This window comes from Sporolactobacillus inulinus (assembly GCF_006539285.1).
Taxonomy (GTDB): domain Bacteria; phylum Bacillota; class Bacilli; order Bacillales; family Sporolactobacillaceae; genus Sporolactobacillus; species Sporolactobacillus inulinus.
This window is the reverse complement of sequence record NZ_BJMS01000003.1, coordinates 1-22,050: the sequence shown is the minus strand read 5'-3', so window position 1 is coordinate 22,050 and position 22,050 is coordinate 1. Positions and strand designations below refer to the sequence as shown.

Below are 22,050 nucleotides of genomic sequence, written 5' to 3'. Positions count from 1 at the left end.
GATTCTTGGCCGGGACACTGGGCTATTGGTTTGAAGACAGGGTAAAATCATATATCTTCTTATCCTACAAAAAAACAGGAGCAGAGATCTGCTCCTGTTTTTAGTAAAGATAAACGAATTAAGCGAACACCGGATCGTTGAGCGTTTTCGTCAGTTTTTCCAAGTGGTTCTGTTCATCGGCAATCATATCTTCAAGTTTTACGACTAATTCAATCATACCGAGTTCCTGAGCTTGGCTGCGTCGTTCCCGATAGTTTTCCAATGTATCGGCTTCTGCTTGGCGCGCACCTTCAAGCATGGCTTTTGCGTCAGTTACCTTTGCAACCGTTGCCGGAATCGTCGTTGGTTCGCCGCCAAGATTGGCGATCTTTTCAGACAGATATGCGGCATGTCCGAGTTCATCAGGAATTTCTTCCTCGAAGAATGGTTTGAGAATTTGATAATTCAAACCGGAAACGGTCGTCGCGTAGTAGTTGTACTGAATGACTGCAGAATATTCACCTGCAAGATCTTTGTTTAAACCATCGATTAAAGCTTGAACCTTCTTGTCCATGTTCCAGTCATCCTTTCTTAAATCAGTCTATTCTTAAAAGTACCCTTCCACCCCTTATAATAAACCTATGGGAAGAAAAAGGATGACGATCTTGCTCATTGTCACGCATTCTTCACAGGTTTGCGACCATGCTCCATCTCAAGTCGGAGAAAAAAACCGTTCTTGGTCTATGGTATTGTCGCGGTTCTCTCTGTATAGTTAATGTATAAGTTTGATGAACATGCAGAACGATGGCTTTATTAAGACAAGAAGGGGTGTGCCGTTTAAGATGGGAAAAATACTTGCTGCTTTTGCAGTGATTTTACTCGGTGTCTATTGGCTTTTGGCCAGTTTAAATAGTATTCCCCAGGGAATAATGTCAAATTTCGACTTTTTATTCCCGGTACTGTCGCTTGTATTTGCTGCTTTGCTTATCGTCGCACCACTCTTTGAACACAAGAAATCGCATTGGTTTTGGGGCGGATTCTTCCTAATCTACGGCGGCCTGTTGTACGCCGACCAGGCCAGGATGCTGATCTTTCACTGGAGCGATTTCTGGAAGTTGTGGCCATATTTGATCATTTATGCAGGATTGAGTATGTTGTTTGGGAAAAAAGTTACGGTTTCTTATTCCGGGAAGCATAAACACAAACATGGAAAACCCCACATTGAGTTTGTTAATGACGACAATCGCCATTGGCAGAACGGAGATCGTCGAACAAGGGAAGCTTTCGTGAACGAATCCTCCTATAAACAGGAAAATTGGATGGTAAAGCCAATCACTGAACGGGTGCGGATCGGAGACTACACGTTCGATTTTACGAAGGCATTCATTCCGGATGAAACGATTCCGATCAGACTGTCGGGCTGGGTCGGCAATATTCGGATTACGCTGCCTGATGATCTTCCCTACCGTGTTCATGTGCACGCTAAGGTCGGCGATGTGAAAATTGGCGGCGACAAACAAAGCGGACTGCTGCGTCATGTTACTTATCAGACGCCGAGCTATGATGAAGCAACACGCAGAATTGACTTTTATTTTGATTTTCAAGTCATCGATCTAAGCATTGCGCAGGTGTGAGCCCATGCATAACTATCGGATTCGTACCGCCAGATTTCAGTTAACGGTCAGCTTTTTATCCTCGCTTTTGCTTTTTGCTCTGGTCGAACTGTTCTTTTGGTTCTTCCCATATGAGCATTCCTTTGTGCTGAGCAGTTTGATCTTTTTCGCAAGCTTCATTGTCCAATTTATTTTGGAGACCGCAGCGCTGACGAAGGATTACCGGCTTCTCGTCGATCGAATTGATTCAATCGATCTATTCGTCAAAACGCTGTCATCCGGAAAATTATCAGCACGTATTAAAATGGATGGTGGCGGAGCGATCAGTCAAATTGAGCAATCACTGAATGAATTGGCGGATAAAATTGACACACAGGTGAAATCACTGCAGCGCTTGGTGGATGAGAATGTACAAATGAATGTGAAAATAAAAAATGAAGCAGTTACTGCAGAACGTCAAAGGCTCGCACGTGACTTGCATGATGCGGTCAGTCAGCAATTGTTTGCGTTATCCATGCTCGCATCAGCCGCAGAAAAAACGATTCACAGCAATCCGAATCGGGCTGCGGAAAACATTGCCGATGTTTCAGATATTGCGCGCAAAGCACAAGGTGAGATGCGGGCACTGCTGCTGCATCTTCGCCCGGTACGCCTAAATAACGAATCGCTTGATCGTGGTTTGGAACGGCTGATTCATGAACTTGACGCAAAGACAACGATTCAATTTGAAGCATCGATTGACTGCGTACCTGGTTTATCGAAGGGCGTTGAGAATCACTTGTTCCGGCTTAGCCAGGAGGCGCTTTCGAATGCATTGAGACATTCTGAGGCAACGAAAGTAAGCTTGTCCTTGCATGAAAGAGATCAATTGGTCGCTCTAAGCGTTTTTGACAATGGAAGAGGATTTGATCCAAAACATGAAAAAGTTGCGTCTTATGGATTAAAGACGATGAAGGAACGTGCAGAAGAAATTGGCGGCCACTTTATGCTGACGACACATGAAGGACAGGGCACATCGATTCATATTCGCGTGCCGATTCACAGGGAGGCAAAAACAGATGGCAGATAAAATTAAAGTCATGATTGTCGACGATCATGACATGGTTCGCAAAGGATTGAAGGCCTATCTTGCAACAGAAGATACGATTGAACTGGTGGGCGAAGCATCCAGTGGTCATCAAGCAGTACGCCGTTTTGAGGCCCTTCATCCTGAAGTGATCCTTATGGATTTGATTATGGAGGAGGGAAGCGGCATCGAAGCAACCAAGCAGATACTTGCCAGAGATCCTGCGAAGAAGATCATTATTTTGACCAGTTTCTATGATGACGAGCAAGTCTTTCCTGCGATTGAGGCAGGGGCTATGAGCTATTTACTAAAAACGGCTTCTTCAGAAGAAATCATTCAAGCCATTTATAAGGCACACGCAGGGAAGACCGTAATCGATGGAAAGGTTGCCCAAAAGTTGATTACCGGCTTGCACAAAACGACGCAACCGGCTGATCAACTGACAACAAGAGAAAGAGAGGTACTTAAGCTGATTGCTGAGGGAAGAAGCAACGCAGAAATTGCAAAATTGTTGTTCATTGGGATTAAAACGGTTAAAACACATGTCAGCAGTATCCTTAGCAAGCTTGATGTTGCCGACCGGACACAAGCAGCTGTCTATGCTTATCAAAATCATTTATTCTCGAAAGAATAGGCGTTCATCCGTTGACAGTTTTCGCTATTCATAATACAATGATCTTAACAAATGAATAGCCTCTCAAAAGGGGAGTAGCCATCAGAGTAAAGTCGTCATTACGGGAATTAATCCCCGGCTTCTCTGACAGCGTATTGCTGTTGGCGAGACCTTTGCCTCGGACGGATGAAAAAAGGCAAAGGTTTTTTTATGTACTTGCAGCCTTTCTGATCATCGTCAGAGGGGCTGTTTTTAATTTGCATAGTTAGAGGTTTTTATTTGAGGAGGATGATCGAATGGATTTCTTTTCTCTTGAGTTCCTTACAGGGCTGCTGCTCATTGTAGGCATCGACTTAATTCTTGCCGGTGACAATGCCATTGTCATCGCACTAGCGGCTGCACGGCTGCAGGAACATCAGCGGAAAAGAGCAATTCTTTACGGAACGATCGGTGCGGTCGCCATCCGGGCGATCGCAACACTTATTGTTGTATGGCTGCTGAAGATCCCTGGACTTCATCTTATTGGCGGCGTGCTGCTGGTTTGGATTGCTTACAGCCTGCTTAAGGACCACAAGGCTGAAAAGCATATTGAAGCAAAGCAAAGCCTTGGTGCCGCTATTCGCACAATTATTGTGGCTGACGCACTGATGGGCCTCGATAATGTGCTGGCGATCGGCGGAGCTGCTTCAGGTAACTACCTGCTCGTTGTTCTCGGCTTGTTGATCAGCATTCCGCTTGTGATGGGCGGCAGTACTTTGTTCTTGAAGCTGGTTGACCGCTTCGCGTGGATTACCTATGCAGGATCGGCAGTCTTGGCATTTACAGCGGGAAAAATGCTTTTTGCCGATCATATTATTTCTGATGCGATTGCAGGATTTTCTTGGATTAAGTGGCCGATACTGGCTCTGATTATGCTTGGGGTGCTCTTCTTTGGCTGGAAAACGCAGCAGGGCAAAAAGTCAGATCAAGCGGTTAGCGCCGGAGAATCTGTTTAAGGGAGACATTAACCTTGACCTATAGTAGGCCAAGATTTTATGCCGACAGCATCGATGTCGGCATTCTTTCAATTCAATAAAAAAATATGACGTGTTCGATTCGCCTACAGGAGGAAAAAGTTAAGATGGAATTATTCACCATGGCCTTTTGGTCATCACTTATTGTTATCGTTGGTATCGATTTATTTCTAGCAGGAGATAATGCGGTCGTGATTGCGCTCGCAGCACGAAAACTCCCTAACCACCAGCGCGGGAAAGCGATCGTTTTAGGCGCTGCAGGTGCTGTTATTTTACGTGCTATTGCAACAATTTTAGTGGTTTACCTGCTTATGATTCCAGGCCTTCATTTTATCGGCGGATTGCTGCTGGTTTGGATTGCTTACCGGCTGCTGGTACCGGAGGAAAAATCGTCGAAAGAAGTAAAAGCGCAAACAAGCCTTTGGGGTGCGGTACGTACGATTGTCATCGCTGATGCGCTCATGGGTTTGGATAATGTGCTCGCAGTTGCCGGTGCGGCGCAAAATGATCCGCTCCTCGTTATCATTGGCTTGCTGATCAGCATCCCGCTTTTAATGGGCGGCAGCGCCGTGATTCTAAAGTTAATGGATCGTTTCTCATGGCTCATTTATGTTGGGGCGGGCATTTTGGCGATGACTGCGGCACGCATGCTCTTTGCTGAACCATTGGTCAAGGATTGGCTTGGTCATTGGAGCGTATGGCTTGAATGGCCGGTTGTCGCTGTCGTTGTTGCGGCTGTTCTTGGTCTTGGCTGGATGAGTCAAAAAAGGATCAGCCGTCAGCATGATCAAAATCAAGCGGTTTAATTCGGAAACGATTTAATCAAGTGATGCCGGATTCTCATGAAACTGCTTAAAATAGTCAAGAATAAATTGATAAAAGTCAGTGACGATTGAGGAATGATAGCGCTCGGCATTCCAAACGAGACTAATTGTCCGCCTGCAATAGGGCTGGCTGATTCTGAGCGGCACTATGGAATGATCTTTAATGGTTCGAAGGGTCAGCGAGGAGAAAAAGGCAACGCCAAGGCCTTCGGATACGAGTCCGCGGATGGACAAGGAATCGTCAACTTCAAAGGCAATATCCGGTTGAAACCCGGCTATTCGGCAATAGGTGTCGGTCGTTTCACGGAAGGCGCCGTCCGCTTTCAGGACGAAGGGTTCTTGAGCAATTTCTTGAAGATCGACACTTTTTTTGGTTGCAAGCGGGTGTGTTTTCGGGACCACCAGATAAATTTCATCGGTCATCAGAAGCTGAGAATGGAGCGGCTTGGTGCGTTCCCAATTATACGGTGTAATGCATAGATCAACATCGCCGTTTTCCAATTGATGCTGAATTGTGGAGCGCGAAATTTGTTTGACACGAAAACGGACGAAGGGATGCTGGCGGCGAAAGCTGCCCAGCAGATCGGGAATAATCGGCGTCCGCATGACGGCCAGTGAAATGCTGCCTTCGTTGAGTTTTGCCAAGTCGACGACTTCTTGACGGCCTTCTTGAAGCACCGAGAAAGCCAGCTCCGCTTTTTCTAAGAAGATTCGGCCGTAACGGTTCAGCTTGATTCTGCGTCCCTTTCGATCAAAAAGCGGCACACCAATTTCATCCTCAAGCCGTTTAATGGTTTGACTGAGTGAAGGTTGTGCGATCGAGAGTTCTTGTGCCGCTTTTGTCATATGTTCTGTTCGTGCAACGGTTTGAAAATATTTTAATTGCAGCAGTTCCATCTTTTTTTGGCCTCCTTATGGCGGTTAAATCAATCCTGCACAAAAAATGGAGTAAATCCTTTATAGTTTCAAAGCTATTCATTTATAATAATATATATATTGGAATTAATCAGCAAGACCGACTAATATAGGAACTGTTCAAAAAATGCGCCTTCAAATACGGCGCTTTTTCTATCGGATAAATTGCTGAAAAAGTAAGGTGTCATCTTTGGCTGTGCCACTTTGGAAAAAAAACTTGTATGTTGTTTGGTTCGGCTCGTTTGCGACCGCGGCCGGGATGAGTCAAATTATCCCATTCTTGCCGCTCTATATTGAAAAACTAGGCATTACAGATACAGCAGCGATTGAAAGCTGGTCAGGTCTGATTTTCGGCGGTACATTCTTTGTTTCCGCAATCGTTTCGCCGTTGTGGGGCAAACTTGCCGATAAATACGGGCGCAGACCGATGCTGCTTCGTGCGAGCCTAGGGATGTGCCTCATCGTGTTTTGTATGGCTTTTGCCCAAAACGTTTATCAATTATTTGCACTGCGATTGATCATGGGCTTTGTTTCCGGGTTTATTCCGGCATCAATTATTCTCGTTGCCACGCAGACACCGAAGACGCATTCCGGGTGGGCGCTCGGCATGCTATCCACCGGCGGAATTGCCGGTTCATTGATCGGACCATTGATTGGTGGTTTGCTCGCCGAATATATGGGCATGCGGCTGGTGTTTATTGATACTAGTGCACTTCTTTTCTGCGCCTTCCTTGCCTCGCTGCTCTTTGTTAAGGAAAAAGTCGTTGTCAAAGAAAAAAAGACGCCGTCCATGAAACAAGTCTGGGAAATGACCCCGCATGTCGGGCTCTTTTTTGCCATGTTCCTGACCACATTTATGGTACAACTGGCAAACATGTCCATTCAGCCGATTATCACGGTGTACGTCAAAATACTCTCTCCTGGAATTGAGCATCTTGAACTCATGTCCGGGGTCGTTGTTGCCGCTGCTGGACTTGCAAGTGTCATTGCAGCACCGTTCCTCGGAAAACTATCCGACCGAATCGGGCCGCGTCGTATTCTGGTTTATGCGTTAGTGTTAACAGGAATTATTTTTATTCCTCAGGCATTTGTCACCAATGCTTGGCAGCTGACGGTGTTGCGCTTCTTGCTCGGACTTACGACAGCGGGACTTCTGCCATCGATTAATACGCTGGTGAAGAAAATGGCGCCGCCATCAATTACCGGTCAGTTGTTCGGGTACAACCAATCGGCACAATTTCTGGGGACGCTTGGCGGATCACTTCTGGGCGGCCATATGGCGGCTGCTTTCGGGATTAAATACGTCTTCTTCTCTACCAGCTTTCTCTTACTGGTCAACGCCGTTTGGGTGGTTGCTTCGACGACATTTGTGAGAAAAAGGGAAAGAAAAATCGAAGCAGCAGCACGCGGCGGGCTTCGATAAATGGTGATGCGTTGATCTGGGAATGCGCGAGTCGTTACAAGACCCGGATCTATAATCAAAAGTTAAATAAATCTGGAAAGACAACCGGCATCGCTTTTAGTGGATGCTTCTTTTTTTGAATCGGCCGCCTTTGACATCGTGAATATCGCTGATTGCAAGAAAGGCATGTTTATCAATGCTGTCGACAATGTTTTTGACCTTTGCTTCCTCAAGACGGGAGATGACGGTGAAGATCACATTTTTATCGTTTCCGGTATAAGCGCCTTCTCCATTTAGATAAGTGACTCCGCGACCGAGACGGTCATTCAATGCATCGCCGATTTCCTCATGAAGATCACTAATGATCCATACTGCTTTCGATGATTCCAAACCTTCACTCGTAATATCAATCATCTTAAATGCGACAAAATAGGCGATAAGCGAGTACATGGCATAGTTCCATCCGAAAACAAAACCTGCCGATCCAAGAATGAATATGTTTAAGAAGAGCACGACTTCGCCGACTGAGAAGGGTGTCTTTTGGTTAAAAAGGACGGCAAGAATTTCTGTACCGTCCGATGAACCCCCGTTCCGAATCACAAGGCCAACGCCGATGCCCATGATAATGCCACCGAACACAGCAGCGAGCAACAGATCATTGGTAAAACGATGGATTGGTGTAAACAAGGTGGTCAAAAATGCGAGCAGGATAACCCCGCATGCGGAAGTGACGGTAAAGGTCTTTCCCATTTGTTTATAGCCGATGATAAAGAACGGGAGATTAATCAGCACAAGAAAGATACCGATTGGCAGGCTGAAAATATGCCCCATCATGATTGAGATACCGACAACGCCGCCGTCAATAATTTTGTTTGGAACGAGAAATGCTTCCAGCGAAATGGCTTCCAAGACGACGCCAACCGCGATTAGCAATGCACGGAAGACGTATTGATAAAATTTCAACCCATTATGCTGTTTTTTCAGTTGTACATTGTTTTCTGCTGCTTCCAAAGAAAACTCGCCCCTTTGATTGATTCATTTATGTATGACCGACATGAAGACATGCCGGTCTTCAATCGATCGTTCTGACACCGATGCAATTATTTTTCATTGCGCAGCGGGGGAGCCATGAATTCAGGGCCAATTGGCTCCGGCACACTTTCCTTGAGTATGCGGTCAATGTCCGTTAAAGTTTGTTCATCTAAGCGGAATCCGTCAATTTCGCGAACATCAGCAATCTGTCCCGGGTGCCGCGCGCCCCAGAGCGCAATGCCATTTCCCGTTTTCTCTAAAATCCAGCGAACGGCAAGTGCACGAACCGATTTGCCGAAGCGTTCTTTGGCAAGTTTCTCCAAGTCATGAACAGCCGCTAAATAATGCTGGAAATGTGGTGCATTGAACTTCGGATCCGACAAGCGCAAGTCATCCCCACTGAATTTGCGATCAGCCGTCATTTTTCCGCTGAGCAGGCCACGGCAAAGGCTTCCGTAGCACAACGGAACAATACTATTGTCTTTTGCAAGCGGCATCAGCGTATTTTCAAATTCACGTTCGAATAAGTTGTACGGGGGTTGAACCGTATGGATCGGTGCCACGCGCATGAATGCTTCCATCTGTTCACGTGAAAAGTTGCTGACGCCGATCGCTCTGATTTTTCCTTGCTTATACAGATCGCCCATAGCCTCAGCTGTTTCCTCAATCGGAACAAGCGGATCCGGCCAGTGTACTTGGTAAATATCAATGTAATCGGTTTGCAAACGTTTGAGCGAATCATCGATTTCTTTCATGATGCGTTGGCGTGATCCGTTGCGGAAAACATCGCTGCCGACCCAGTCGAGGCAGACTTTTGTGGCAAGTACAATTTGATCACGATGACCATGTTCCTTCAGCGCTTGTCCGACAACTTGTTCGGAGTGGCCTTGACCGTATGCCGGAGCGGTATCAATGGTATTAATTCCGCTGGAGAGCGCTTGATGAATGGTGCGGATCGATTCGCGATCGTCGGAACCGCCCCACATCCAGCCGCCAATTGCCCATGTACCGAGCGCAATCCGTGTCGGTTTAATCGTCAACCCTTTAATTTGTGTTACTTCCAAAGTATCGCCTCATTTTCAACTATTTTTTCGAGCTTCAATTTAATTATAAATAACCAAAGCAGAGAATGAAAAACATAAGACTCAAGTCGCTTTAGCCGCTTAGACGTTTTAAAGGGATTGTACCCCTTTACCCCCTACCTGCCGCTCGGTCTTTAAGAGCTTTGTTGTTTTGAAAGGCCGGGCTTCTGCCACTTATAATCGTAATGAGATCGGCACCGACCGTTAGTCAAATGGCACCGCCGAGTTTGTTTCAGTCGTTGCCCTTCCCTTAGTATGGCCAAATAACAGATCATTTCACAAATTGTCTGCTTTGATCCTTGCTCTATACTTAATTGTATCGAAAGTTCAGACTGGCGGTCAAATAAACCGGCAAAATCTTAAAAAGAGCAGAAAATGAATGTTCGGCAAGGAAAAGCAGTTCACAATTATCAGAATCAACCGAATGTAAGCGATACTATTGGCGGAAGCTGCTTTTGCACGACTGGATAAAACCAAGTAAGATAATAGTGCAGAGAGCAAATGGACGTTAAGGCTCGATTAGCGAAGGAAGATTTGTCACGAATGATCCGCGTGTACCATCAGTCGCGCGCCCAATATTAATTAACGCTGTCTTTGTTTCTTAAAACAAACGACCCGTTAAGCGAACAAGAGGATCAATCTTAGTTCATAAGTGATCCGACTGATGGCTGCGGTTGGCTGGCAGACTTTTTCTTGAAATCAGGGGATCGGTCTTAACAACTGGAGCTTTCTGCATGGACTTATCCGCCGACATCGTGTTGGCACTTCTCCCCAATACCCCCTCCGCTTTGGCGAAAGAGCAGCGTTCGCTGCTTTTTTGCGTGGACGCGTCTTTTGGTGATTCTTAAGCTAATTTCAATGCAGCAACAGTCGGAAAGGAGTCGTTTTGCTTATGCTTGATGGACAAAAAGTTGTACCGGCGGCAAACAGTATGAAAAATTTTGAAGCCTTGCTTCGCAGCAAGTTTACTCATTTAATCATTTTGGACAGTCATCTGTCGTTGATCGGCACGATGGTGCGTATGGGAAAGCAAGCAAAGAAAAAAGTTTTTATCCACGCTGATTTAATTCAAGGGCTCAAAAACGATCAAGCGGCAGCCGAATTTATTTGTCAAACAATTCGACCGTATGGGCTCATTTCAACACGAGGAACCACGCTTGAAATGGGCAAAAAAAGAGGACTGGTGACCATCCAGCGCCTGTTCTTGCTTGATTCACGATCATTGGAAGTCGGTTGCCGTTTGCATGAGCAGATAAAGCCGGATATGGTCGAGCTCTTGCCTGGCGTTGTTCCGGAATTAATTCAAGAAGTGATCGGCAGACTGGGCAGTCCGGTTATTGCTGGTGGCATGATCCGCACACGTCAGGATGCAGAGGCTGCGCTAAGTGCAGGGGCATCGGCAATTTCTACTTCCAGAAAGGAACTGTGGGATGTTCGTTTGTAGCGATAAATGAACGATTCTCAAAATGGATAAATGTGAACAAAGTTTATAGAAATTGTGACAAATTGTTGACAGCGCTTACAAAATGATATACGATAAATCCATCAAGTTAATGTTTTGCCATGGATATGAGATGGGACCATCCACGCAGGAAGACAGGTGATCGTTCGCCTGCTTGTACTTGTGTGGATTTTTTTTGCTTGTGGTGCATCTTGATGTCAAGATGGCGGTAGTTAAAACAGAAACGATTGACTTGAACTTCACCGTAAAAGGATGGTCGAGAGAATGTCGGGATTTCTTGGTGAACTCATTGGTACAATGATTTTAATCATACTTGGCGATGGTGTTTGTGCAGGCGTAAATTTAACCAAATCCTATGCCAAGCAATCCGGTTGGATCGTGATTACATTTGGATGGGGGCTTGCGGTCGCCATCGGTGCCTATGCCGTTGGCCAATTCAGCGGTGCTCATCTGAATCCTGCATTGACGCTGGCACTGGCAGCAATCGGTGAATTTCCATGGCAGCAGGTTCTTCCGTATTTAGCCGGACAAATGATTGGTGCGTTCTTAGGCGCTTGCATTGTGTATCTTCACTACTTGCCGCATTGGCGGGCGACTCAGGATCCCGCCGTAAAATTAGGAATCTTTTGCACCGGACCCGCGATTAGACAAAACTGGGCGAACCTGCTCAGCGAAATCATCGGAACCTTTATCCTTGTAATCGCCATTTTGGCAATTGGCGCAAATGATCTGGCAAAAGGATTGAATCCGCTGATTGTCGGTTTCCTAATCATCGCGATCGGCATGTCACTGGGCGGGACCACCGGCTATGCGATCAATCCTGCGCGAGACTTGGGGCCGCGGATTGCCCATGCATTGCTGCCGATCGCTGGAAAAGGCGGCTCAAATTGGCGCTACGCATGGATTCCTATCCTCGGACCAATTCTTGGCGGCGTGTTCGGAGCGCTTAGCTATCAGACCTTTTTTCTTGGTCACGCAACCGTTTATTTCTGGATCGTTTCAGCACTGCTTCTTGTTGTCATCCTTGCAGCGCTCATTTCAGATGGTCATCTTAAATCGATGAGCACGAAGCAAACGATCGCGCAATCGTTAGAAAAATAATCGTTTATGGACTTATTTGAGAGGAGCATGAACATGGGAAACTATATTTTAGCGCTTGATGAGGGGACAACGAGCGTGCGCGCAATGATTTTTAACGAAAAAGGCCAAGTGGTGCAAATGGCACAAAAGGAATTTACGCAGTTTTTCCCGCAACCGGGATGGGTAGAACAAGATGCCAATGAAATTTGGGGATCGATTTTATCGGTCATCGCAGATGCATTGCTCACTGGAGAAATTGATGCTAAAGACATCGCCGGAATCGGGATTACCAACCAGCGCGAAACAACGGTCATTTGGGATCGTCATACGGGGCATCCAATTTACCATGCGATTGTCTGGCAATCTAGGCAAACCGCTGATCTTTGCCGGGAATTGAAAGAAGCTGGATATGAAGATCTCTTCCATGCGAAAACAGGACTCGTTCTCGACCCGTATTTTGCCGGCACAAAGGTCAAGTGGATTCTTGATCATGTTGACGGCGCGCGCGAAAAGGCTGTAAATGGTGATTTGCTTTTCGGAACGATTGATACTTGGCTCGTGTGGAAGCTTTCCGGCGGCAAAGCACATATCACGGATTATACGAATGCATCACGAACGCTGATGTACAACATCTATGATTTGAAATGGGACGACGAGCTGCTGGAAATCTTAGAGATACCAAAAGCGATGCTTCCCGAAGTTCATGGATCATCGGAAATCTATGCGAATACCATTGATTATCACTTTTTCGGTCAGAATGTACCCATTGCCGGAATCGCCGGTGACCAGCAGTCGGCCCTTTTCGGTCAGGCATGTTATGAAAAAGGCATGGTGAAAAATACGTATGGAACCGGCTGTTTTATGCTGATGAATACCGGCGAGCAGGCGGTTCGTTCAAAAAACGGTCTTTTGACGACCATTGCCTGGGGCATAAACGGAAAAATCAGCTATGCGCTGGAGGGGAGCGTTTTTGTTGCCGGATCAGCGATTCAATGGCTTCGTGACGGCTTGCGCATGTTCCGCTATTCTCAGGAGAGCGAAGAATACGCACGGCGCGTCGCGTCAACCGATGGGATGTATCTCGTACCTGCTTTTGTTGGTCTGGGCACGCCATACTGGAATTCAGAAGTGCGCGGGGCTGCGTTTGGGATCACGCGCGGCACGACGAAAGAGCATTTTATCCGTGCAACATTGGAATCGCTTGCGTATTCGACTAAAGATGTTTTAAACGCAATGGAGGAAGACTCCGGCATAAAGTTGAAGAAGCTGCGTGTCGATGGAGGCGCATCGATGAATAATTTCTTGATGCAGTTTCAGAGCGACATTCTGGGCGTTGCGGTTGAACGGCCAACGAGCAGCGAAACAACTGCACTTGGCGCTGCTTTCCTTGCAGGGCTGGCAGTGGGGATGTGGAAAAATGAATCTGAGATCGCAGAGATTTGGAAAATCGGCAAACAGTTCGATGTAGCGATGGATGAGGCGACACGTCAAAAGCTGTATTTAGGATGGAAGAAAGCAGTCAATGCGGCCATTGCATTCAAATAATCGACACCGGCCCTTCGTATTACCCTGATACCACCTACAAGTTAATCCACGGTCACGGGCGATTGAGATGACCGCAAATACGTCCTGCAGATCCGCTATATCTGCCGGTGTATTTGCGGTTTTTTCTATAACGATACACAAAAAAACAATTATTGGGGGAATTTTTGATGACTCTATCAACGAATGAACGTACGGCAAAGCTGGAAAAAATGGCAGGAGCCCCGCTCGATCTTCTGGTCATCGGCGGCGGCATTACCGGTGCGGGGATTGCGCTTGACGCAACGGTTCGCGGACTGCGTGTCGGTTTGGTCGATATGCAGGACTTTGCCGGTGGAACGTCGAGCCGGTCGACGAAACTGGTGCACGGTGGGCTGCGCTACCTGAAGCAGCTTGAAGTTAAAGTGGTTGCCGAAGTTGGAAAAGAACGAGCGATTGTCTATGAAAATGCGCCGCATGTGACGTCACCAGAAAAAATGATGCTACCCATCTATAAAAAAGGAACGTTTGGACGCTTTTCCACATCATTGGGCTTGAAAGTTTACGATTTTCTCGCCGGTGTCAAAAAAGAGGAGCACCGCGTGATGCTTAGCCGTAAACAGACGTTGGCAAAGGAGCCTTTGCTTAAAAAGGAAGGATTAAAAGGCAGTGGCTATTATGTAGAATACCGTACGGATGACGCGCGACTGACGATTGAAGTGATGAAGGAGGCTTCGGATCGCGGCGCGCTGGCGGTGAACTACGCGAAGGTCGACGAGCTGATTTACGATGCAAATCATAAGCTGACCGGTGTCCGTGTTGTCGATCAATTAAATCAAAAAGAATATAGGATCTTTGCCAAGAAGATCGTGAACGCGGCAGGGCCATGGGTTGACACGATTCGTGAGAAGGATCATTCGAAAGAAGGGAAGCACCTGCATCTGACCAAAGGGGTTCATATTGTCATTGACGGGAAACGCTTTCCAATGAAGCAATCACTCTATTTCGATACAACCAACGGTGACAAGCGAATGATCTTTGTCATCCCGCGCGATGGCAAGGTTTATGCCGGTACAACCGATACGACCTATTCACACTGGCCTATTGATCCGAAACCGACTCTTGAAGATCGCGACTACATTCTCGCTGCAATAAACGGCATGTTTCCTTCGGTTCATCTCACGGCTAATGATGTGGAATCCAGCTGGGCGGGCGTTCGGCCGCTGATCCAAGAGGAAGGAAAATCGCCGTCGGAAATCTCACGCAAAGATGAAATCTTCATTGCGAACTCAGGCTTGATTTCAATCGCCGGCGGGAAGTTGACCGGATACCGTAAGATGGCCGAACGTGTCGTTGATACGGTGACCAAACAATTAGGTGAAGAAACGGGCAAAAGTTACCCAGAATGCCGAACGATTGCGATCGAGTTATCCGGAGGACATTTCGGCGGTTCGAAACACTATATCCCCTTTGTTCAAGAACAAATAAAGATCGGCGCTGAACAGGGATTAAAGAAAGAGACGGTCGCGCGGCTTGTCAAAAAATACGGGACCAACAGCAGCGTATTGTTCCACTATCTCCGCACAAATCGGGAAGAGGCAATCAGCTATCAATTGCCGCAAGAACTGCTGGCTACCCTGCAGTATGGATTAAATGAAGAAATGGTCGTCTCGCCCGTTGATTACTTTACACGACGTTCCGGCATGACTCTCTTCTCAATTAATGAAGCAAAAAAATGGGCAAAGCCGGTGATGCGTTACATGGCTGACCAACTTAAATGGACGGATCAACAAAAAGAGCATTACGCGGATGAATTGGCTGCTTCTTTTCATGACGCTTCAGATTACGGGGCAGCAAGCAGGGATTCTGAAACGAAAGCGGTTTGATGCATGGTCAAAGGGATAATGGGCAACATGAGCGTGACTCAATGTCGATAACGTTGAGTCACCTTCTTTTTGTTTGACTATATACCCTATGGGGGTATAATGGGAATGAGGAGGCGGTTATGTGGATCTTGAAAAAAAACATTGTTCATGCGGTTCTAATGAATCTGCATGCGCCGAACATTCAGAGCGGACGCCGCGCGTTCCCAGAACTTCTGATGAAAAACACAAAATAATCAATCGGTTGAGACGTGTTGAAGGACAAGTACGCGGTGTTGAGAAAATGATCGAAGATGACCGCTACTGTGTCGATGTGTTAATTCAGCTCTCAGCGATTCAAGCTGCCTTGCGAAAAATCGGTTATTCCGTTCTTGAGCGGCATACAAAGTCGTGTGTCGCCAAAGCAATTGAAGAGGGACACGGAGACGAACAAATAAATGAACTTTTAAACGTACTGAAACACTTTCAGTGAGATTAAGAAAGGAGGGAAGCATGCGATGAAACAAGAAGCCTATATCGGAATTACAGGGATGACCTGTGCCGCGTGTTCACGGCGCATTGAACGCGGTCTGAATCGGATGGACGGTGTCTCCGCAAACGTCAATCTGGCGCTGGAGAAGGCGAAAATCAATTATGATAACCAACAAGTTGACGCCAAGGACATTGCTGAAAAAATTGAAAAGCTCGGTTATGGCGTTGCCGATGAACGGTTGGATCTGGCTATTTCCGGGATGACTTGTGCTGCGTGTGCCGCGCGAATCGAAAAAGGACTGAAGCGTCTGCCCGGTATTCTTTCTGCAAACGTCAATTTAGCCGCTGAAACAGCCGCCATCCGCTATCAGCCGGGATTTATTGATTCAGATGCTGTACTTGAGCGGGTGCGCAAGCTTGGCTACAACGCGTCACTGAAGAATGAGGTTCAGGAAGACGCGAAAGAACGAGCGCTCGCTAAAAAGAGGAACACACTGCTCGTTTCGATCCTTCTTTCGCTTCCGCTTTTTGTAACCATGGCGGCCCATTTGCCCTTTTATCACGGCCCGATGCCCGGATTGCTCATGAACCCGTGGTTTCAGTTTGCCTTGGCATCCGTCGTGCAGTTTTACATTGGCGGTCCGTTCTACGTCAGTGCTTTTCGTGCGCTTGTGAATCGAAGTGCCAATATGGATGTCCTTGTGTCGCTTGGAACGAGTGCTGCTTATTTTTACAGTACCGTTCAAACCGTCCGCGCCCAATTTTTCGGTCTGCACCATCCTGACCTTTACTTTGAAACGAGTGCGGTTCTGATTACATTGGTACTGCTTGGAAAATATATGGAAAGCCTAGCGAAACGGCAGACCACAACAGCACTTAAAGCGTTGATTGGCTTGCAGGCAAATGACGCCGCGCGAATGGTAAACGGCAAAGAAGAGCGTGTACCGATCGATCAAATTCAGGTGGGTGACGTGCTTCATGTCCGCCCCGGCGAAAAAGTTCCGGTTGACGGCACGGTCATTGACGGCGAAACAGCCGTTGACGAATCGATGATCACCGGCGAATCCATGCCGGTGGCAAAAAAAGTCGGCGATTCGCTGATTGGTGCAACGCTCAATACGACGGGTTCTTTCCTGATGAAGACAGAAAAAATCGGCAAAGATACGGCACTTGCCGGAATTGTCCGCATTGTCGAGGAAGCTCAAGGGTCGAAAGCACCGATTCAGCGGCTGGCGGATCGGATTTCCGGTATCTTTGTTCCGATCGTCGTTGCCGCTGCGCTGCTTGTGTTCGCCATTTGGATGATTTTTGCTCAGCCGGGGCAATGGGATGTGGCACTTTCAGCTGCCATAAGCGTGCTCGTGATCGCGTGTCCGTGTGCGCTTGGACTTGCCACACCAACGTCCATTATGGTGGGCACGGGAAAAGCAGCGGAACATGGTATTTTATTTAAAGGCGGCGAGTACCTGGAGTCGATGCAGAACGTACAAACGGTTATTCTCGATAAAACAGGAACAGTGACCCATGGAAAACCGGAAGTCACCCAAGTGATTCTGCTTGGCGACATGGATGAAAAAGAATTACTGCGTGTGGTTCAAGCTGCAGAGCTGCAAAGCGAGCATCCTTTAGCGAAAGCAATCACTGCTTATGGCGATGTGGATCATTTGCCTAAGGCGGACCATTTCGTTGCTCAGACTGGGGCGGGTATTTCTGCTGAAGTTTCAGGGAAGCAGGTCGTCGTTGGTACGCGCCGGCTCATGCAGCAAAAGAAAATTGAAGTGAAACAGGCGATTAAAAAAACGTTAGCGCTTGAGTCTGACGGACAAACGGTGATGTTCGCTGCTGTCGACGGGAAGCTGCAGGCACTGATAGCTGTCGCCGATACGATCAAGGCGGATTCAACCGAAGCCATTCAAGCGTTAAAAGCACGGTCTATTGATGTTTACATGATCACCGGCGACAATCAACGAACGGCTGAGGCGATCGCGCGAAAAGTTGGGATCGATCATGTACTGGCGGAAGTGCTCCCTGAGGGGAAAGCCGACAAGGTACGCCGCTTGCAGAAACAAGGCCTCCGCGTTGCTATGGTTGGCGACGGCGTTAATGATGCGCCAGCCCTTGCCGTAGCCGATGTTGGCATTGCAATTGGAACCGGAGCGGATGTTGCGATTGAAGCCGCGGATCTCACGTTAGTTGGCGGCGAACTCACGCATGTTGTCAAAGCGATCGATTTGAGTAAGAAAACGATGCGTAATATTAGACAGAATTTATTCTGGGCCCTCTTCTACAACACGATCGGCATTCCTGTAGCCGCCCTTGGTTTGCTCGCACCTTGGGTAGCAGGAGCTGCGATGGCGTTCAGTTCCGTGTCTGTTGTGGCAAACAGTCTCCGTTTGAAAAAGCTACACTTATAAAGAAAACCAAAACAGATTAAGGAGGTGAGTAGATATGGCAGAGCGCGTATTAACGGTTGAAGGGATGAGCTGCGGTCACTGCAAAATGGCAGTCAGCGGTGCCTTAAAGGAGCTTGACGGCGTGTCATCGGTAGACGTAAATTTAGAAACTGGAAAAGTTGATGTTGCTTATGATGAAGCAAAGGTTGGCTTTGATCAAATGAAGGACGCGATTGAAGATCAAGGTTACGACGTGGTCGAATGAAAACAAGTGAATCAGTTCTAGAGCCGGACACAGGCATGAACGGAAAAGGCATTAAACAGGCGGAAAACGTCTGCTGCTGCCATTCCTCAGCCAGGTGTCCGGCTTTTTTGCAAGGGAAGATAAAGCGAAATGCTGAAAAGTTATGCATTCGCCATAACCTAGTGTCTGGGCTGAGCATCAAAGCGGAGGCGCGAGACGCCTGCGGGATCAGCGTGCCAGCGAGACCCCGCAGATTTCTGTTTGTCTGAGGAGGCTCGCGGTGCGCCCGCGGCAAGCGAGCAGCCGCAGCGATGATGCATAACCAAGAAGACACAAACCAACGGCACAACCGAAGTTAAAGCGAATTCCCGAAGTTAAAGCGAAATCCGCAAAAGTTAAAGCGAAATCATGACTTTCATACATTCGCCATAACATAGTGTCTTGGCCAAGAATCAAAGCGGAGGTGCTCTGGCGCCTGCGGGATCGCGGGTTGTTGATGCGAGCAGCTGGAGTGTCGTTCGTGCACAACGCGAAAGTCACCGCATCCTGCGGAAGTAGTAAAGCTATACGCGTCGCTCAAAGCCAAATCATAGATTATTTGTGACAGATCGATTATAATCATTATAAGAAAACGCTTACAATTTATTGGTGATCGGAGCGATGCAAATGGGTTTAAAAGAAGAAAAAAGACATTCACTGGTAAAGGCTCAGCTCGTTGAAATTGTTGGGGAGGAAAATGTAGATGATTCAACGAGTGGCAGATTGGTCTACTCGTATGATGCAACGCCAAATTTTCAAGCGCTGCCGGATTTTGTCGCTGCCCCGCGTAATGCTGAAGAAGTGGCAGCACTTCTAAAACGATGCTCCGAACAAAAGATCCCGGTCTATACTCGAGGCTCGGGAACAAATTTGTGTGCCGACACCTGTCCCGTTCAGGGTGGAGTCGTCTTGCTGATGAAACACATGAATCGGATTTTGGAGCTGGATAAAGAGAATCTAACCATCACGGTTCAGCCGGGGGCGATTACGAAAACGATCACGGATTGCGTTGAAAAGGAAGACTTGTTTTATCCCCCTGATCCAAGTTCAATGAAAATCTCGACAATCGGTGGAAATCTTGCTGAAAACTCCGGTGGATTACGCGGACTGAAGTACGGCGTAACGAAAGATTATGTCATGGCACTTCAAGTTGCTTTGCCGAATGGAGCGTTAATTCGTACAGGCGGCAAGCTGACTAAAGATGTTGCCGGTTACGATTTGACACGTCTTTTTGTCGGATCGGAAGGAACATTAGGCGTCATAACGGAAGCAACGTTGAAATTAATTCCCAAACCGGAATCGCAAAAAACGATTCTTGCCCTTTACCAGGATATCGAAGCGGCAGGAAGAACGGTATCGTCAATTATTGCGCATAAAATGATTCCGGTGACGCTGGAGTTTTTGGATCAGGATACTCTGCGCGCTGTTGAGGACTTCGCCCATATCGGTTTGCCGACAAACGTTAAAGCGATTTTGCTGATCGTCCAAGACGGCCCCAAGGAAATTGTCGACCGCGACATAAAAAAGATCGCCGAACTCTGCCGAAAAGAGCAAGCGATCGATGTTCAATTGGCAGCCTCAGATGAAGAAGCGCAGCAACTGGCCGCAGCGCGTCGCTCCGCATTAAGCGCACTCGCGCGGCTCAAGCCAACGACCATTTTGGAAGACGCGACCGTGCCGCGTTCAGAGATTGCCGCGATGGTGCGGGCAATTGCAGAAGTCGCCAAAAAATACCGCGTGCAAATATCAACTTTTGGCCATGCGGGCGATGGTAATCTGCATCCGACCTGCCTTACCGATGCCCGGGATCATGAAGAAATGAAACGGGTGGAAGAAGCTTTCGCTGAAATCTTCGAAAAAGCGATCGCGCTAGGTGGAACGTTGACCGGTGAGCATGGTGTCGGCGTTACGAAAGCCCCATATTTGGAGTGGAAACTGGGTGCGGATGGCATGGCGGTGATGCGCGGCATCAAACAGTCGATTGATCCTCAAGGCATTATGAATCCGGGTAAAGTATTTGCGGAGAAAGCGAAGGAAAGGGTGGCGACGGAAAAATGATGCATGCATCGACGAAGAAACAGATTCAGAAGGCATTTAAACAAGAAATGGATTATGACGAATTGCTGAATTGTATGCGCTGCGGTTTTTGCCTGCCTTCTTGTCCCACCTATATTGAAATGGATCATCAGGAAAAGTATTCGCCGCGCGGACGCATTGCGCTCATGAAAGGCGTCACCGATGGCGTTATTGAACCTAGTGAAGAATTGTCTGAATCACTTGATCTGTGCCTTGGCTGCCGCGCTTGCGAGCCTGTTTGTCCCTCGGGTGTACAATACGGTCATCTGCTCGAGGATGCGTGTGCCATCCTGCAACGGCATAAAAAGCAAAGCGTCGGCGTAAAAATGCTGCGCAAGGGCATATTTGACGAACTATTTCCGCATCAAAACCGCATGGAAAAAGTAACCGGACTGCTTGGCTTCTACCAAAGAAGCGGACTGTCCCATGTTGCACGAAAAGTGGGATTTATGAACTTATTTCCGGAAAGTATGGCAACCATGGAAAAGGTGCTTCCTGAGGTTCCGAAACGGAGTGAGGTGAAGAAACGTCCGCGAAATTTTACCCATGAAGGCGAAAAGAAGGCAACCGTCGCGCTCTTTGCAGGCTGCCTAATGGACACCATGTTTTTTGAGACGAATCATGCGACGATAAAGCTGCTTCGCAAAGCAGGATGCGATGTGGTGATCCCTGAAAACCAGCTCTGCTGCGGCGCGCTGCATGGACATAATGGCGAGCTTGAGAAATCAAAAGAGATGGCAAAGAAAAACATCGCAGCGTTTGAAGCAGCTCAGGCGGATTATATTATTACCAATGCCGGTGGCTGCAGCGCTTTTCTGCTTGAATACAACCATCTGCTAAATGATGAACCGGAGTGGGCAGCGCGTGCCGAGACATTTGTTTCAAAATTGAAGGATATCTCGCGCATTCTTATTGAACTGAACTTTCATAAAACGCATCATCTAAGTCTCCCAAACCAAATCATCACCTATCAGGATTCGTGTCATTTACGCAATGTCATGAAAACATTTGAAGAACCGCGCATTCTTTTAAAGGCTATTGAAGGCGCTCACTTTGTCGAAATGGAGGGCGCGGATACATGCTGCGGATCCGCTGGTGATTATAATATTGTACAACCGGGTATGGCGATGCAGATCCTCGATCATAAAATGGAGAAGGTTGCCGCCACGCAAGCACAAATTATCGTCACGGCCAATCCGGGTTGTCTCTTGGAAATGAAATTGGGGGTAGAACGAACGCAGCAAACCGGTAAGGTACGCGCCATGCATATTGCCGACGTGCTGGTTGAGGCATTAGCAGATCATGAAAAACAACACGCATAAGCAATCTTAGAAAAACCGGG

Annotated in this window: 19 protein-coding genes; 15 read left to right on the top strand and 4 right to left on the bottom strand. The window is 47.4% G+C overall.

Annotation, left to right across the window (positions count from 1 at the left end):
• Positions 1–118: 118 nt before the first annotated feature.
• A complete protein-coding gene (locus tag SIN01_RS00675; protein WP_010027015.1) occupies positions 119–553 on the bottom strand; it encodes a ferritin-like domain-containing protein in 435 nt (144 codons plus the stop codon).
• Between the two features lie 268 nt (positions 554–821).
• On the opposite strand from SIN01_RS00675, the gene liaF reads away from it, so the two are divergent.
• The 5 genes from liaF (at position 822) to SIN01_RS00650 (ending at position 5,090) form a co-directional block, all read left to right on the top strand.
• Entirely contained in the window at positions 822–1,613 is a 792-nt protein-coding gene (gene liaF / locus SIN01_RS00670; protein WP_010027013.1) for a cell wall-active antibiotics response protein LiaF, read from the top strand.
• Positions 1,614–1,617: 4 nt separating this feature from the next.
• Complete coding sequence (locus SIN01_RS00665; protein WP_010027011.1) at positions 1,618–2,661, top strand: sensor histidine kinase; 1,044 nt, start codon at positions 1,618–1,620, stop codon at positions 2,659–2,661.
• The gene (locus tag SIN01_RS00660) at positions 2,651–3,292 is read left to right on the top strand and encodes a response regulator (RefSeq protein ID WP_010027010.1); all 642 of its coding nucleotides are present in this window, start codon (positions 2,651–2,653) and stop codon (positions 3,290–3,292) included. Before SIN01_RS00665 ends, SIN01_RS00660 begins: the two co-directional genes overlap by 11 nt.
• A 275-nt stretch (positions 3,293–3,567) precedes the next feature.
• Positions 3,568–4,266, top strand: coding sequence for a TerC family protein (locus tag SIN01_RS00655; protein ID WP_047035072.1), 699 nt, complete (start codon positions 3,568–3,570; stop codon positions 4,264–4,266).
• A 125-nt stretch (positions 4,267–4,391) separates the two neighbouring features.
• The gene (locus tag SIN01_RS00650; protein WP_047035070.1) at positions 4,392–5,090 is read left to right on the top strand and encodes a TerC family protein; all 699 of its coding nucleotides are present in this window, start codon (positions 4,392–4,394) and stop codon (positions 5,088–5,090) included.
• Between the two features lie 12 nt (positions 5,091–5,102).
• On the opposite strand, the gene SIN01_RS00645 is transcribed toward SIN01_RS00650, so the two are convergent.
• Entirely contained in the window at positions 5,103–6,005 is a 903-nt protein-coding gene (locus SIN01_RS00645) for a LysR family transcriptional regulator (RefSeq protein WP_010026536.1), read from the bottom strand.
• Positions 6,006–6,219: 214 nt separating this feature from the next.
• Between SIN01_RS00645 and SIN01_RS00640 the strand changes: the two genes are divergently transcribed.
• Positions 6,220–7,446 (top strand): multidrug efflux MFS transporter, encoded by a 1,227-nt coding sequence (locus tag SIN01_RS00640; protein ID WP_010026537.1) that lies wholly within the window; start codon positions 6,220–6,222, stop codon positions 7,444–7,446.
• A 96-nt stretch (positions 7,447–7,542) separates the two neighbouring features.
• On the opposite strand, the gene SIN01_RS00635 is transcribed toward SIN01_RS00640, so the two are convergent.
• Complete coding sequence (locus tag SIN01_RS00635) at positions 7,543–8,436, bottom strand: YitT family protein (RefSeq protein WP_010026538.1); 894 nt, start codon at positions 8,434–8,436, stop codon at positions 7,543–7,545.
• Positions 8,437–8,525: 89 nt separating this feature from the next.
• Positions 8,526–9,521 (bottom strand): aldo/keto reductase, encoded by a 996-nt coding sequence (locus SIN01_RS00630; RefSeq protein ID WP_010026540.1) that lies wholly within the window; start codon positions 9,519–9,521, stop codon positions 8,526–8,528.
• Positions 9,522–10,431: 910 nt separating this feature from the next.
• On the opposite strand from SIN01_RS00630, the gene SIN01_RS00625 reads away from it, so the two are divergent.
• The 9 genes from SIN01_RS00625 (at position 10,432) to SIN01_RS00585 (ending at position 22,030) form a co-directional block, all read left to right on the top strand.
• Positions 10,432–10,983, top strand: coding sequence for a glycerol-3-phosphate responsive antiterminator (locus SIN01_RS00625; RefSeq protein WP_010026542.1), 552 nt, complete (start codon positions 10,432–10,434; stop codon positions 10,981–10,983).
• 282 nt (positions 10,984–11,265) lie between these two features.
• Entirely contained in the window at positions 11,266–12,102 is an 837-nt protein-coding gene (locus SIN01_RS00620) for an MIP/aquaporin family protein (protein ID WP_010026544.1), read from the top strand.
• A 33-nt stretch (positions 12,103–12,135) separates the two neighbouring features.
• Entirely contained in the window at positions 12,136–13,626 is a 1,491-nt protein-coding gene (gene glpK, locus SIN01_RS00615; protein ID WP_010026546.1) for a glycerol kinase GlpK, read from the top strand.
• A gap of 167 nt (positions 13,627–13,793) precedes the next feature.
• On the top strand, positions 13,794–15,488 hold the full coding sequence (locus tag SIN01_RS00610; protein WP_010026547.1) for a glycerol-3-phosphate dehydrogenase/oxidase: 1,695 nt from the start codon (positions 13,794–13,796) through the stop codon (positions 15,486–15,488).
• A gap of 229 nt (positions 15,489–15,717) precedes the next feature.
• Positions 15,718–15,957 carry a metal-sensitive transcriptional regulator gene (locus tag SIN01_RS00605; protein WP_237760152.1) on the top strand — a complete coding sequence of 80 codons (240 nt, stop codon included), beginning with the start codon at positions 15,718–15,720 and terminating at the stop codon, positions 15,955–15,957.
• A 25-nt stretch (positions 15,958–15,982) separates the two neighbouring features.
• On the top strand, positions 15,983–18,370 hold the full coding sequence (locus SIN01_RS00600) for a heavy metal translocating P-type ATPase (RefSeq protein WP_047035068.1): 2,388 nt from the start codon (positions 15,983–15,985) through the stop codon (positions 18,368–18,370).
• A gap of 34 nt (positions 18,371–18,404) precedes the next feature.
• Complete coding sequence (copZ, locus tag SIN01_RS00595) at positions 18,405–18,614, top strand: copper chaperone CopZ (protein WP_010024322.1); 210 nt, start codon at positions 18,405–18,407, stop codon at positions 18,612–18,614.
• Positions 18,615–19,259: 645 nt separating this feature from the next.
• Positions 19,260–20,690 carry a glycolate oxidase subunit GlcD gene (glcD, locus tag SIN01_RS00590; RefSeq protein WP_010025920.1) on the top strand — a complete coding sequence of 477 codons (1,431 nt, stop codon included), beginning with the start codon at positions 19,260–19,262 and terminating at the stop codon, positions 20,688–20,690.
• A complete protein-coding gene (locus SIN01_RS00585; RefSeq protein ID WP_141305910.1) occupies positions 20,687–22,030 on the top strand; it encodes a (Fe-S)-binding protein in 1,344 nt (447 codons plus the stop codon). Before glcD ends, SIN01_RS00585 begins: the two co-directional genes overlap by 4 nt.
• The last annotated feature ends 20 nt before the right edge of the window (positions 22,031–22,050 follow it).

Coding starts and splice junctions, on each gene's coding strand:
- SIN01_RS00675 (WP_010027015.1), bottom strand. CDS start 553: ATGGACAAGAAGGTTCAAGCTTTAATCGATGGTTTAAACAAAGATCTT.
- liaF (WP_010027013.1), top strand. CDS start 822: ATGGGAAAAATACTTGCTGCTTTTGCAGTGATTTTACTCGGTGTCTAT.
- SIN01_RS00665 (WP_010027011.1), top strand. CDS start 1,618: ATGCATAACTATCGGATTCGTACCGCCAGATTTCAGTTAACGGTCAGC.
- SIN01_RS00660 (WP_010027010.1), top strand. CDS start 2,651: ATGGCAGATAAAATTAAAGTCATGATTGTCGACGATCATGACATGGTT.
- SIN01_RS00655 (WP_047035072.1), top strand. CDS start 3,568: ATGGATTTCTTTTCTCTTGAGTTCCTTACAGGGCTGCTGCTCATTGTA.
- SIN01_RS00650 (WP_047035070.1), top strand. CDS start 4,392: ATGGAATTATTCACCATGGCCTTTTGGTCATCACTTATTGTTATCGTT.
- SIN01_RS00645 (WP_010026536.1), bottom strand. CDS start 6,005: ATGGAACTGCTGCAATTAAAATATTTTCAAACCGTTGCACGAACAGAA.
- SIN01_RS00625 (WP_010026542.1), top strand. CDS start 10,432: ATGCTTGATGGACAAAAAGTTGTACCGGCGGCAAACAGTATGAAAAAT.
- SIN01_RS00620 (WP_010026544.1), top strand. CDS start 11,266: ATGTCGGGATTTCTTGGTGAACTCATTGGTACAATGATTTTAATCATA.
- glpK (WP_010026546.1), top strand. CDS start 12,136: ATGGGAAACTATATTTTAGCGCTTGATGAGGGGACAACGAGCGTGCGC.
- SIN01_RS00610 (WP_010026547.1), top strand. CDS start 13,794: ATGACTCTATCAACGAATGAACGTACGGCAAAGCTGGAAAAAATGGCA.
- SIN01_RS00600 (WP_047035068.1), top strand. CDS start 15,983: ATGAAACAAGAAGCCTATATCGGAATTACAGGGATGACCTGTGCCGCG.
- copZ (WP_010024322.1), top strand. CDS start 18,405: ATGGCAGAGCGCGTATTAACGGTTGAAGGGATGAGCTGCGGTCACTGC.
- glcD (WP_010025920.1), top strand. CDS start 19,260: ATGGGTTTAAAAGAAGAAAAAAGACATTCACTGGTAAAGGCTCAGCTC.
- SIN01_RS00585 (WP_141305910.1), top strand. CDS start 20,687: ATGATGCATGCATCGACGAAGAAACAGATTCAGAAGGCATTTAAACAA.